Raw genomic sequence first — 13,538 nt, 5'->3', positions numbered from 1 at the left:
CAGGTATACATCACACTTAAAACTTTAGAGCGTGAGTACATCCTTTTTCTTCTTTTAATTGGCCGGCAGCCCTTGTGGGACGCTGCCTGACAACGCGATCATTTATACCAACACGGATAAAAGCGTGTCAAGCAGCTTCTTCCACTAGTGCGTATTTATACGGTCCGCCCCATCAGAAGTTTCATCACCTTTATTTATGGAGCTTTTATCTTTTTCCGATACGCCCCCTTCAGCACTAGACAACCTATTTGCAAAGTCATCCCCCAGTGCAATATTCCAAACTTCATCTATCCATGTAACTGGAATAATTTCCAATTCATTTTTGATGTTATCCGGAATCTCCTTTAAGTCACGAACATTTTCCTGTGGTATCACCACCGTTTTAATACCGCCACGGTGCGCGGCCAACAACTTCTCCTTAAGCCCGCCGATAGCCAGGACTTCACCACGAAGGGTAATCTCTCCCGTCATCGCCACGTTAGCCTTAACCGGCGCGTTGGTCAAACTCGACACCAACGCGGTGCACATTCCAATCCCTGCGCTAGGGCCATCCTTCGGCGTCGCGCCTTCGGGAACGTGTACGTGAATATCATTCTTCTCGTGGAAATCAGGAGCTATGCCCAGCACGTGAGAACGCCCTCTCACCACCGTCAAAGCCGCCTGAATAGACTCCTGCATGACATCACCAAGCGAGCCTGTTTTCACCACCTTGCCCTTACCAGGCACCGAGGTGCATTCAATTGTCAGCAGTTCGCCGCCGACCTGAGTCCAGGCCAAACCAGTAACCTGCCCGACACGATCTTGAGACGACGCTTTGCCGTAGTTGAACTTGCGCACTCCCAGATAATCTTCAAGATTCTCTTCAGTAACGCGACGAGCTTCGCCTTTCTTACCTTTCAGCAATACATTCTCTTTTACCACTTTGCGGCAAATCTTTGCGATCTCGCGCTCAAGTCCACGAACGCCAGCCTCTTTCGTATAGTATCGAATGACTGTACGAATGGCCTGCTCATCCGTCTCCATCTCGCCTTCCTGCAAGCCGTTGTTCACCATCTGCTTGGGCAGCAAGTACTTCTGAGCAATATTCACCTTTTCGTCTTCCGTATATCCCGGAATTCGAATAATTTCCATACGGTCCAGCAAAGCAGGCGGAATATTCATTGTATTGGAAGTACAAACGAACATAACCTCAGACAAATCGTAATCCACTTCCAAATAGTGGTCGTTGAAAGTGTGGTTCTGTTCCGGGTCCAACACCTCCAATAAAGCAGACGCTGGGTCACCGCGATGATCCATGCCCATTTTGTCGATCTCATCGAACAAGAACAAAGGATTCTTCACGTTAACTTTCGCAAGCTTCTGCAACAGCTTCCCAGGCAAAGAGCCGATATAAGTCCGACGGTGACCGCGAATCTCAGCCTCGTCACGTACGCCGCCGAGAGCCATACGAACATACTTACGGTTCGTAGCTTTTGCAACCGACTGCCCCAGCGAAGTCTTACCTACACCTGGAGGACCAACCAGGCAAAGCACAGGCCCCTTCATCTTCTTGACCCGGCTTTGTACTGCCAAATACTCAAGAATACGCTCTTTAACCTCTTCCAGGCCGTAGTGGTCTTCATTCAGGATCTTACGCGCCGCATCTAAGTCATGCTTAACACGACTGCGCTTTTTCCATGGAATATTCACCATCCAATCGATATAGCTACGCACAACGGTCGCTTCAGCTGACATTGGCGACATCATTTTGAGCTTGCTTAACTCAGATTCCGCCTTCTTGCGCGCCTCCTCAGGCATGCCTGCGGATAGAATACGTTTTTCAAGCTGCTCCAGCTCATTACCGCCATCACCCAGATCACCCATTTCCTTTTGGATGGCTTTCATCTGTTCGTTGAGGTAATACTCGCGCTGGCTCTTTTCCATCTGCTTCTTAACGCGGCCGCGAATACGCTGCTCCACTTGCAGAATGTCAATCTCATTCTCTAGTCGCTGCATCAGCGCTTCAACTCGCGCCTTAACATCCACCACTTCAAGTAACTCTTGCTTGGACTCAAGCTTAAGCTCCAAATGCGCCGCGATGGTATCGGCCAAACGTCCGGGCTCAGCAATATTACTTAATGAGTCAGATAGTTCATTCGGAATTTTCTTACTCAGCTTCACGTATTGTTCGAACTGAGAAAGTAAAGAACGAGTAAGGACATCGGCGGAACGTTCAGACAGAATCGGCTCAGGCAATTCACTAACTTTCGCGCTGAGATAGTCATCGTTTTCTACGCGATCAATATGGGCGCGATAGTTGCCTTCAACCAGCACTTTTACAGTACCGTCAGGCAGTTTGAGCATCTGCAGGATAGTTGATACGGTGCCGATTCCATATATTTCAGACTGCCCCGGATCTTCGTCAGCAGGGTCACGCTGAGCTACCAGCAGGATTTCCTTATTGCCTTCCGTTGCTTCTTCGAGAGCTTTAATAGATTTGGCTCTGCCAACAAACAAAGGGATCACCATGTGCGGGAAAACAACAACATCACGCAATGGCAGTAAAGGGATTACGATAGGTGATGAACCCTCAACCATATAACACCTCAGAACTTGATGGCGCTTCTAACACGCGCCGTATGCTGGTCACTATCTTTCACTTGCTATAGATGATGGGGACAATGGCCGCAAAATACAAATGTAGGATGATTACAAGATAGGAATATTTTAGAAAAAAGGGGCTGAACGCCCCATTTTTTACAAAAACCTTCAAAAACAGGCGGTAATTTAACCATTACCGCAATAGAAGCTATTCGTCAGCAGCCAATTTGGCCTGTTCGCTGTTCTTGTAGATTTTGATTGGCTCGGACTCGCCGGCGATAACGCCTTCGTCGATGACGACTTTGCAAACATCCTGCTCTGAAGGAATGTCATACATAGTCTTCAGGAGAACCTGCTCAAGTATAGAGCGTAGCCCCCTCGCGCCGGTTTTGCGCTCCATGGCTTTCTTGGCGATAGAGTGCAGCGCGTCCTCACGAAAGTCCACTTCAACGCTTTCCATTTCAAACAGCTTGGAATATTGCTTGGTCAAGGCGTTACGCGGCTGAGTCAGAATCTGAATCAACGCCGCCTCATCCAACTCGTCCAAAGTAGCGATGACAGGCAATCGGCCCACAAACTCGGGAATCAAACCAAATTTGATTAAGTCCTCGGTCTCTACGTCCTTTAACGTCTCGCCAACAGATTTAGAGCTTATCTGACTCTTCACTACGGCCGAAAATCCGATACTGCCCTTCTCTGCGCGATCTCGAATAATCTTCTCAAGACCAGCAAAGGCGCCACCGCATATAAACAGAATATTCGAAGTATCCACTTGCAGAAATTCTTGCTGCGGATGCTTACGGCCACCCTGAGGCGGCACGGAGGCGACAGTGCCCTCAATCAGCTTCAACAACGCCTGCTGAACACCTTCGCCAGACACGTCACGCGTTATAGAAGGATTATCGGATTTACGCGAAATTTTATCGATTTCGTCAATGTATACGATACCCTTCTGCGCCTTCTCGACGTCATAGTCACACTTCTGCAACAGTTTCTGAATAATGTTCTCAACGTCTTCGCCGACATAACCGGCTTCCGTCAATGTCGTGGCGTCAGCAATGGTAAACGGTACGTTCAGCAATCTCGCCAGCGTTTCAGCCAACAAAGTCTTACCGCTACCGGTGGGCCCAATCAGCAAAATATTACTCTTGCCTAACTCGACTTCACCTTTTTTGTCTTCGTAACGTAGGCGCTTGTAATGGTTGTAAACCGCAACAGCCAACGCAAGTTTGGCTCGGGTCTGACCGATTACATAGTCATCCAGCGTTTCCTTGATTTCGTGAGGTGTGGGCAACCTGTCGCTGCTGTCACTGGTGGTCGCTTCCTGAATCTCTTCGCGGATAATGTCGTTGCACAGATCAACGCACTCATCGCAAATAAACACAGACGGACCGGCGATCAGCTTGCGAACCTCATGTTGGCTTTTCCCGCAAAAGGAGCAATACAGCAACTTGCCGCTGTCTTCGCCCTTTCCGCTTCTTTCATCAGCCATCAAACTACCCCTAAATTAATTCAATATATGCAAGACGGGTTTAGTTAGTCTTACGTATTTACCATACACCAAGTATGCTAACCAACTACCCGTTTATCAAGCACAGAGTCTATCAAGCCATAATTTTTAGCCATCTCAGCGTCCATGAATTTATCGCGGTCAGTGTCACGAGCGATGGTCTCAATGTCTTGCCCTGTGTGCTTGGAGAGAATGTTGTTCAGCTTCTCGCGCAACAACAGAATTTCCTTCGCATGTATCTCTATATCAGAAGCCTGCCCCTGCAGACCGCCCAATAATGGCTGGTGAATCATCACGCGAGAGTGCGGCAGACAGTAGCGCTTTCCAGCGGCGCCGCCGCTTAATAGTAACGCACCCATACTAGCCGCCTGCCCGATACACATTGTAGAAACGTCAGGCTTGATAAATTGCATGGTGTCGTAAATTGACAGCCCCGCGGTCACGGAACCACCAGGAGAATTGATGTAGAGATGAATATCTTTGTCCGGGTTCTCTGACTCCAGGAACAACAACTGCGCCACCACCAGATTAGCCATATGGTCTTCAACCTGGCCGACCAGAAAAATGATCCGCTCTTTCAACAGCCTTGAGTATATATCGTAGGATCTTTCGCCACGCGCGGTTTGCTCAACCACCATGGGCACCAGAGCATTGGCTATTTCTAATTTATTCATCATCGTTGCGTTGTCGTCGCGAGCCATTTTTATCAGAACTCCATTGCTATCTATAAAAGACAAACAGCCGGACGTTACCGGCTGTTTGTCATTCTAGCTTAATTTGCTGGCTTTTTTAGCGCAAGACCGCGTTTTTTATTCCGCGCTTTGCTCAGCTTCTTCCGCTTGATCAGCTTCCGCAGCTGGAGCAGTTCTTGGCTTGACTGCGTCCTCATATGATACGGACTTAGTCTCAATCTTCGCTTTATCAGCCACGAAATCCACCACTACATCTTCCAGAACTACGGACTGCATCTGAGCCTTCTGCTCAGGATTGCTCATATACCAGCTAACCACTTGCTCAGGCTCTTGATAACTGGACGCCAGCTCACGAATTTTCGCTTCAATCTGCGCTTCAGACGCCTCAAGGCCGTTATCTTTAACCACTTGAGCAAAAATCAAGCCGGTCTTAACACGTTTGACCGCTTGGTCCTTAAACAGTTCCGCAGGCAATTGCGAAGCCTTCATTTGACCACCGCCAAAACGCTGGGCGGCATCTTCACGCATTCTGTTAACCTCAGAGTCAACCAAAGCGGAAGGTACTTCGAATTCGCTCAAGCCCAACAACTGATCAACCACTTGTTGCTTCACTTTATTTGCGATTGCAAATTTCGCTTCGCGCTCCATGTTCTTGCGAATTTCGACTTTGAAAGCCTCTTCTCCGCCTTCCTGCACTCCGTACTGCGCGAAGAACTCATCATTGATTTCAGGCAGCTCAGAACGCTCAACCTTGCTCACTTTTACTTCAAACTGAGCGGGTTTACCTTTCAGGTTTTCAGCGTGATAGTCTTCAGGAAAAGTCAGATCCAGCGTTTTTTCATCGCCAGCCTTTAAACCTACCAAACCGTCTTCAAAGCCAGGAATCATGCGCTTGGAGCCGATAACGATCTGTGCATTTTCCGCAGAACCGCCTTCAAACGCTTCACCATCAATCATGCCTTTGAAGTCGATAGTCAGACGGTCGCCTTCAGCTGCCGCGTCTTCGCTATCTTTCCATAAAGAAGATTGCTGACGCAGCTTTTCGATCATGCTGTCTACGTCAGCATCAACGATTTCAAAGTCTTCTTTTTCAACGCTAATGGAGGAGAGGTCGCCAATGGACACTTCAGGATAGATTTCGAAAGTAGCAATAAATTCCAGATCTTCGCCATCTTCGATTTTCTTGGGCTCAAATTTGGGGTAGCCGGCGGGGTTCAGGTCTTCTTTCTGAAGCGCCTCAACATAAGCGTCGCGCATCATTTCGCCGATAACTTCCTGGCGCACGCCTTCTCCGTAGCGCTTTTTGACTACGCTCATCGGTACTTTGCCGGGACGGAAACCATTCATGCGGACAGTACGAGCAGTTTTCTGCAAACGCTTCTCTACTTCCGAGTTAACTTGAGTTGCCGGCACACCAATTGTCATTCGACGCTCGATAGAAGAGGTCGACTCTAGCGAAACTTGCATGATAATCCTCGATTCTGATACGCAACTTAAAAAAGTGGAGGCAAATATTACGGAGCCCCGACTGCTTTAGCAAGTAGAGAATATAAACAAGGAGCTTCGCAATTATTAAAAATCAACATGGTGCGAAAGGAGAGACTCGAACTCTCACATCTTTCGATACTGGAACCTAAATCCAGCGCGTCTACCAGTTCCGCCACTTTCGCACTATAAGAGGTAGTTTTTCTGCAAAACACATCAAAACTTTTTAACAAGCCCTAAAGCTTGAGAGGAATGGGGTGGACGAAGGGGATCGAACCCTCGACCGCAGGAATCACAATCCTGAGCTCTACCGACTGAGCTACGTCCACCACAAATGCTTCGCTACCTAAGGCCACCACTTTAAGGCATGGCGCGCCCGGCAGGACTCGAACCTGCAACCCTCGGCTTAGAAGGCCGATGCTCTATCCGGTTGAGCTACGGGCGCTCTATATTCGCGACTCCTTGCGAACTACCACCTTAAACTGTGATTACTCACCGAGTAAAGTGGTCGGGGTAGAGAGATTCGAACTCCCGACATCCTGCTCCCAAAGCAGGCGCGCTACCAGACTGCGCTATACCCCGCTCTTAGTGAGACAAGGCGCCTCAGCGAAAGCTGGCGCGAATAATACTCGCGGCGCCCACCATCGTCAACCATCAATTTGAAAATACTTAAAATATTTTCCAGCACGAGCCATTTAAGCGGTGAGCGCGCCACATAATACATGTAAATGAGAGGAGCATCCCAAAACACTCCCGAACCACCCCCCCCCCATCAACAGGATACTACCACCAACCACTTAACTTTTATTCTCCCAATAGAGAGACGCCTAGCCACCAGACTCAAACAATCAACCAAGCCCCCTACCAGCCCTGATGCATTACATTAAACAATTGAGCTATAGCGCCATTTCAGTAAAATGTGGGCCCCTATTCCCATCAGTTGGCCATGACTATGACTCACGCCCAGAACAACCATCACGCTAGGCTGATCGACGGCAAGCAGGTCGCCGCGGACGTTCGCAAAAATGTTGCAGAAGGCGTAAAAGCCCGCCTCGACAGCGGCTTGCGCCCACCCGGTCTCGCCGTTGTATTGGTGGGAGAGGATCCCGCCTCCCAAGTTTATGTGAAGAACAAAACCAAGGCTTGCGAAGAAGTCGGCTTTCTCTCTCAAAAATACACCCTGGAAGAGAGCACGACGGAGCAGGAGCTCCTCAAACTAATTGACACCCTTAACGAAGACAACGCTATAGATGGCATACTCGTCCAATTGCCCCTCCCCGCGCATATGGATGCAGACAATATATTAGAGCGCATAAAGCCAGACAAAGACGTCGATGGCTTCCACCCCTACAACCTTGGCCGACTGGCGCAGCGTATGCCCGTGCTACGCCCCTGCACCCCTAAAGGCATCATGACTCTGTTAGCCCGCACTGGCGTTGAACTACGAGGTAAAGATGCTTTGGTGGTCGGAGCTTCCAATATTGTCGGACGCCCCATGGGGCTGGAGTTATTGCTGGCGGGCTGCACCGTCACCATTACTCATCGCTTTACGGTCAATCTTCCAGCCAAAGTGAGCCAGTCCGATATCGTCGTTGTCGCAGTAGGACGCCCAGGCATTGTAAAAGGCGAATGGATAAAGCCCGGAGCCATCGTGATTGACGTAGGCATCAATCGCAAAGATGACGGCGCGCTAGTTGGAGACGTCGAGTTTGATGAAGCAGCGGAACGCGCCAGCTGGATTACGCCAGTACCCGGAGGCGTTGGCCCCATGACCGTCGCCACCCTCATGGAGAACACGCTTTACGCCGCCAACCATCTACACAAAGGTTAGCTCCCACTTCATAGCAGTCATTCACTTAGCTAGCACCACATAGAAAAGCCCCGGCCACTCACATAAATGACCGGGGCTTTTTAAAATTAAATGGCCGAGCTACGCTCTCTGCCAGGTCGTACCCTCACGTGAGTCGTTAAGCAATACGCCTTTATCCTTGAGCAAATCTCTAATGCGGTCAGATTCGGCAAAATCCTTATTGGCGCGAGCCGCATTACGCCGGGCAATATAGCCTTCAATTTCATCCACACTCAGACCCCCAACTTCCTCACCCTCCCCCTGCATCAGCGATTCAGGGTTCGCCTGAAGCAGGCCAAGCACCTCAGCCAGATCAATCATGCCTTTCGCCAACGACAACGCCGTGGCGCGATCTTCCTTTTTCGACACATTTACTGCTTTCGCCATATCAAACAGCACTGCCACGGCGGAGGAGGTATTGAAGTCATCATCCATTGCCTGATGGAAGCGTTCTCGATACCCCCCAATCAGAGATTCATCTACTGAAACCGCACTCAATTCTCCATAGAGTTCACGGATGGAGTTGTATAGACGCTCCAACCCGCTCCGCGCTTCTTCCAAGGCAAGATCAGAATAATCAATCGCGCTACGATAATGACTAGAGGCGAGGAAATAACGCACCACTTCAGCCGGATACTTATCCAGAATTTCACGAATTGTGAAGAAGTTACCCAGTGATTTAGACATCTTTTCCTTGTTAACCCTTACAGCTCCGGCATGCATCCAGTAATTGACATACTTACACCCCGTAGCGGCTTCCGACTGCGCTATTTCGTTTTCATGGTGCGGGAACTTAAGATCTGGTCCGCCGCCATGAATATCAAAGGTATCGCCCAAGCATTGCGTAGACATCGCAGAGCACTCAATATGCCAACCAGGACGCCCCTCACCCCATGGAGAATTCCATGACAACTCGCCCGGCTTAGCCGCCTTCCAGAGCACGAAATCTGCAGGACTACGTTTTTCTGCATCCACCTCGATCCGGGCTCCCGCACGAATTTCATCCAGCTTTTGCTTGCTGAGCTTACCGTAATCCGCAAACTGCTCAACGGCATAGTAAACATCGCCATTGGACGCATGGTAGGCATACCCTTTATCCATGAGACGCTGAATCATAGCGATGATTTCGTCGATATGGCCGGTTGCACGCGGCTCTGAAGTTGGAGACAACACACCCAACGCCCGCTCATCCTCGTGCATCGCATCAATAAAGCGAGCCGTCAACGCATCAACAGACTCCCCGTTATCACGCGCCCGATTCAGAATCTTGTCATCGACGTCAGTAATGTTGCGCACATAATTGACGTCGTAGCCTTTCGCGCGCAGATAACGGGTAATTATGTCAAAACACACCAGGACCCGGGCATGCCCGAGGTGACAGTAGTCATATACAGTCATTCCGCAAACGTAGATACCGACCTTACCGGCCTGAATGGGTTTAAACTCTTCTTTTTGCTGAGAAAGGCTACTGTATATCTTCAACACGACCTATTAGTCCTAATGTTACCGTTAACGTTGCTTCCGGCGTAAAGGCGAAATTATTCGCCCTTCGCCTCAATTTTCGCCCAGGTGTCACGAAGTGTGACTGTGCGATTAAACACCAACTCACCCTGAGCCGCCTTGATTGGGTCAAGGTAAAAATACCCTTCCCGCTCAAACTGATATGGAACTTCAGAACCCGCCTGACGCAGACTCGCCTCCGCCTTGGCTCCGCTCAAGACAACCAGAGACTCGGGATTCAGGAATTCGGTAAATTCCACTTCTTTTTGGGCGTCCGGGCTTTCATGATTAAAAAGGCGATCATAAAGCCGCACTTCCACATCTACCGCCTGATCCGCGGCGACCCAGTGAATAACGCCCTTAACTTTGCGCCCTTCCGGATCTTTACCCAGCGTATCGGGATCATAGACACAGCGTAACTCAATAGGTTCACCCGCCTCATTTTTGATCACTTCATCGCAACGAATCACATAGGCGTTACGTAAGCGCACTTCCTTCCCTAACACTAAACGTTTGAAGTGCTTATTGGCGGACTCCCGGAAATCCTCCTGATCAATATAAATCTCTTTCGCAAAGGGTACTGTACGGGTCCCCATGGATTCATTTTGAGGATGCGCCGGCGCAACCAACTCCTCAACCTGCCCTTCGGGATAGTTGGTAATCACCACTTTCAATGGGTGCAACACGCACATTGCTCTTGGCGCACGCTCATTCAGATCTTCACGGATCGCGAACTCCAGCATGGCCACGTCCACCACGCCTTCGCTACGCGTCACGCCGATTGCGTTACAAAAGCTACGAATTGAGCGAGGCGTATAGCCGCGACGACGCAACCCAGCCAGAGTCGGCATGCGTGGATCATCCCAGCCTTCAACATACTTTTCGTCTACCAGCTTCTTCAGCTTACGCTTACTGGTGACGGTATAGTTGAGATTTAAGCGCGCAAACTCAATTTGCTGTGGATGGCAATCGATACTGATGTTATCCAACACCCAGTCATACAAGGGACGGTGGTCTTCAAACTCCAGCGTACACAGAGAATGCGTTATCCCTTCCAATGCGTCTGAAATCGGATGGGTATAGTCGTACATCGGGTACACGCACCACTTATCACCAGTCTGATGATGGTGAGCGCGACGAATGCGATACAAAATCGGATCGCGCATATTGATATTGGGCGACGCCATATCGATCTTAGCGCGCAGCACATGAACGCCATCCGCAAACTCACCTTTCGCCATACGATGAAACAGGTCCAGGTTTTCCTCAACGCTCCTGTCGCGATAGGGACTGGGTTTGCCCGGCTCTTTCAGTGAGCCGCGATACGCTGTCATTTCGTCTGGAGTCAGGCTGCACACATAGGCTTTGCCTTTGTTTATCAGCTCGATAGCGTACTCAAACAACTGATCAAAGTATGAGGAAGCATGTCTGACAGGCTCTTCCCACTCGCATCCCAACCACTTAACGTCAGTGGCGATCGAATCGATGTATTCCTGGCTTTCTTTTTCAGGATTGGTATCGTCGAAGCGTAGATTGCAGCGGCCGTTGGCGTAGGTTTCAGCAACGCCAAAGTTTAGACAAATGGACTTCGCATGACCGATATGGAGATATCCATTCGGTTCCGGTGGAAAACGGGTATGCACTTTGCCGCCATGCTTGTTCGCCGCCAGATCTTTATCAATGATCTGGGTAATAAAGTTGGGCTTTATGGCCTCGCCTTCACTCATAAAAATGCTTTCTCTACCATCAATGTTTATTGCGCTTAAGGCTGATTCCCAGCCTTGCAAAAGAATTCGCTTTTAATATTCCCTAGATTATACGTACAGGGGATAAACCGGCAATTATAGGGAAACTTTACCTTCGTCGCAGCGCAAATTACTGAAATGGTCACTGCTTTTTGGCTAAAATGACGTTTTAACCGTTCAAAAGCCTTAAAAGGTAACTACATGATTCTTTTGCAGACAAACTTCGGTGACATCAAAATCGAGCTCGACTACGAAAACGCGCCTATTACAGCGAAAAACTTCGAGCAATATGTCCGCGACGGCTTTTATGACGGCACCATCTTTCACCGCGTCATCTCTAACTTTATGATTCAGGGCGGCGGATTTGAACCAGGCCTTACCCCCAAAAAAGCCCGCGCGCCGATTAAAAACGAGGCGAACAATGGGCTCAGCAACATGACAGGCTCCGTCGCCATGGCCCGCACAATGGACCCCCATTCCGCCAGCGCCCAATTTTTTATTAACGTCGCAGACAACGGATTCCTGGATTTCACATCGGAAACCACTGAAGGCTGGGGTTACGCAGTGTTCGGTAAAGTCACCGAGGGCATGGACGTCGTCAATCAAATTAAATCCGTCGCCACCACTTACAAGGGCGCACACGAAGACGTTCCAGCCGAAGACGTGATTATCACTTCCGCCACCATCATCGAATAGATCATGCCAACGCTGTTTATTTCCGATCTACATCTGGAAGTGGAAAAACCGGAACTCACCCGGTTTTTCTTTAACTTTCTGGACAAAATAGCCCCGAACGCGGAAGCCCTGTATATACTCGGAGACTTCTTCGAGGTCTGGGTTGGCGATGATGAGCAGACTCCTCTGCAAGTAGAGGTGGCGCAACGGCTTCACAGACTGGCGGATGCCGGAACCCGCATCTATCTCATGCATGGCAATCGCGACTTCCTCATCGGCGAAGCCTACGCCAAGCAATGTGGAGCGACCTTGCTGAAAGAGCCTCATGCCCTTGACCTGTATAGCGCCTCGTCACTACTCATGCATGGCGACTCACTTTGCACTTTGGACGCCGCCTACCAAAAGGCTCGCGCCACATTTCGCAATCCAGCTTTTCAGACACAGTTTCTCTCGCGCCCCCTGGATCAACGCCAATTAACGGCTCGCCAAATGCGGCAGATCAGCATGGCGAAGAATCAAGGAAAAGCGGAGGAAATTATGGATGTCGCTCCGGACGAGGTAATAAGCACCTTCAACACCTATAAAATTGAGCTGTTGATTCACGGCCACACACATCGTCCCGACACACATTGTTATAACCTACCCCAGGGTAAGGTAAAGCGCATTGTTCTGGGAGATTGGGGAGACGAAACCTGGTACGGCAGAGCGGACGCAGACGGCTTCCAATTACTGAACCTGAAAGCTGAGGATATAGCCTGACGCAAGCAGCGTCAGGTCCTCAACGCTTTAAGCGGGAACACCGCTATGGAAGCGAAACTCCGAGTCAGGCGAACGAATCAAATCCGCCTCCACCTCACGGACATACGCAATCCTGTCCGTTATATCGGCTGGAGAACGCTCTTTGGCCAATTTCAGATAGTTTCTGTAATGACGCCCTTCCGACTCAAGCAAGCCTCGATAGAAAGCAGCCAATTCTTCATCCAAATATGGAATTAATCGAGCGAATCGCTCACAGGAACGCGCCTCTATAAACGCCCCTATGATTAGCATATCCACCAATCTGTGCGGCTCACCTTTACGAACACAATCGCGCAACGCAGAAGCATAACGAGACGCCGTCTGCTTACGATCAGACACTTCTCGCCCCTGCATGATCTTCACCACCTGCTCGTAGTGGCGCAACTCTTCACGCGCAAGCTTCGACATCCGCGTCGACAACTCGATATCCTCAGGGTACCTGAACATCAATTGCAATGCTGAAGAGGCCGCCTTCTTCTCACACTGCGCATGATCCACCAACAATAGCGGCAGTTCCGCTGCAGCTTTACGCAACCATGCCTCCGGCGTTTCACACCCTAAAAAGCTAACGATATCTTCAGGAGCCGACACAGACATATCCACTATAATTTCCGCACTAAAAGTCAAAATTGATCATCAAAATTTAAGCCGCGCAGTATATCAGAAATACCCATATCTCCGCCCACCCCGGCCCACCAATAACA

General features: G+C 49.7%; 10 protein-coding genes and 4 tRNA genes. 3 read left to right on the top strand and 11 right to left on the bottom strand.

The window, feature by feature from the left end; translation table 11 throughout:
• Window positions 1-144: 144 nt before the first annotated feature.
• The 8 genes from lon to EUZ85_RS12765 form a co-directional block, all read right to left on the bottom strand.
• Window positions 145-2,577 (bottom strand): endopeptidase La, encoded by a 2,433-nt coding sequence (lon, locus tag EUZ85_RS12800; RefSeq protein ID WP_127969653.1) that lies wholly within the window; start codon window positions 2,575-2,577, stop codon window positions 145-147.
• A gap of 211 nt (window positions 2,578-2,788) precedes the next feature.
• Window positions 2,789-4,072 carry an ATP-dependent Clp protease ATP-binding subunit ClpX gene (gene clpX / locus EUZ85_RS12795; RefSeq protein WP_127969652.1) on the bottom strand — a complete coding sequence of 428 codons (1,284 nt, stop codon included), beginning with the start codon at window positions 4,070-4,072 and terminating at the stop codon, window positions 2,789-2,791.
• Window positions 4,073-4,149: 77 nt separating this feature from the next.
• Complete coding sequence (gene clpP / locus EUZ85_RS12790; protein WP_011396058.1) at window positions 4,150-4,791, bottom strand: ATP-dependent Clp endopeptidase proteolytic subunit ClpP; 642 nt, start codon at window positions 4,789-4,791, stop codon at window positions 4,150-4,152.
• Window positions 4,792-4,899: 108 nt separating this feature from the next.
• On the bottom strand, window positions 4,900-6,249 hold the full coding sequence (tig, locus tag EUZ85_RS12785; RefSeq protein ID WP_127969651.1) for a trigger factor: 1,350 nt from the start codon (window positions 6,247-6,249) through the stop codon (window positions 4,900-4,902).
• 118 nt (window positions 6,250-6,367) lie between these two features.
• Window positions 6,368-6,452: transfer RNA gene (locus EUZ85_RS12780), tRNA-Leu, on the bottom strand.
• Between the two features lie 68 nt (window positions 6,453-6,520).
• Window positions 6,521-6,596 (bottom strand) — tRNA-His (locus EUZ85_RS12775).
• Window positions 6,597-6,635: 39 nt separating this feature from the next.
• A tRNA-Arg gene (locus tag EUZ85_RS12770) sits at window positions 6,636-6,712 on the bottom strand.
• Between the two features lie 60 nt (window positions 6,713-6,772).
• A tRNA-Pro gene (locus EUZ85_RS12765) sits at window positions 6,773-6,849 on the bottom strand.
• A gap of 364 nt (window positions 6,850-7,213) precedes the next feature.
• Between EUZ85_RS12765 and folD the strand changes: the two genes are divergently transcribed.
• Window positions 7,214-8,098, top strand: a complete 885-nt coding sequence (gene folD, locus EUZ85_RS12760; protein ID WP_127969650.1) for a bifunctional methylenetetrahydrofolate dehydrogenase/methenyltetrahydrofolate cyclohydrolase FolD — start codon at window positions 7,214-7,216, stop codon at window positions 8,096-8,098.
• Window positions 8,099-8,197: 99 nt separating this feature from the next.
• Here the strand turns inward: folD and cysS are convergent, their stop codons facing one another.
• Both cysS and EUZ85_RS12750 read right to left on the bottom strand, forming a co-directional pair.
• Window positions 8,198-9,601 carry a cysteine--tRNA ligase gene (cysS, locus tag EUZ85_RS12755; RefSeq protein WP_127969649.1) on the bottom strand — a complete coding sequence of 468 codons (1,404 nt, stop codon included), beginning with the start codon at window positions 9,599-9,601 and terminating at the stop codon, window positions 8,198-8,200.
• 53 nt (window positions 9,602-9,654) lie between these two features.
• Window positions 9,655-11,343 (bottom strand): glutamine--tRNA ligase/YqeY domain fusion protein, encoded by a 1,689-nt coding sequence (locus EUZ85_RS12750; RefSeq protein ID WP_127969648.1) that lies wholly within the window; start codon window positions 11,341-11,343, stop codon window positions 9,655-9,657.
• 219 nt (window positions 11,344-11,562) lie between these two features.
• On the opposite strand from EUZ85_RS12750, the gene EUZ85_RS12745 reads away from it, so the two are divergent.
• Both EUZ85_RS12745 and EUZ85_RS12740 read left to right on the top strand, forming a co-directional pair.
• The gene (locus EUZ85_RS12745; protein ID WP_127969647.1) at window positions 11,563-12,057 is read left to right on the top strand and encodes a peptidylprolyl isomerase; all 495 of its coding nucleotides are present in this window, start codon (window positions 11,563-11,565) and stop codon (window positions 12,055-12,057) included.
• 3 nt (window positions 12,058-12,060) lie between these two features.
• Window positions 12,061-12,795: a UDP-2,3-diacylglucosamine diphosphatase gene (locus EUZ85_RS12740; protein WP_127969646.1), complete on the top strand. Its 735-nt coding sequence runs from the start codon at window positions 12,061-12,063 to the stop codon at window positions 12,793-12,795.
• 27 nt (window positions 12,796-12,822) lie between these two features.
• Here the strand turns inward: EUZ85_RS12740 and EUZ85_RS12735 are convergent, their stop codons facing one another.
• Window positions 12,823-13,431 (bottom strand): tRNA-(ms[2]io[6]A)-hydroxylase, encoded by a 609-nt coding sequence (locus tag EUZ85_RS12735; protein WP_127974463.1) that lies wholly within the window; start codon window positions 13,429-13,431, stop codon window positions 12,823-12,825.
• Between the last annotated feature and the right edge of the window lie 107 nt (window positions 13,432-13,538).

Origin of the sequence: Hahella sp. KA22, from assembly GCF_004135205.1 — a bacterium.
Classification (GTDB): Bacteria; Pseudomonadota; Gammaproteobacteria; order Pseudomonadales; family Oleiphilaceae; genus Hahella.
Note: the sequence above shows the minus strand (reverse complement) of the source record. Positions and strands in the feature narration are given on the sequence as shown.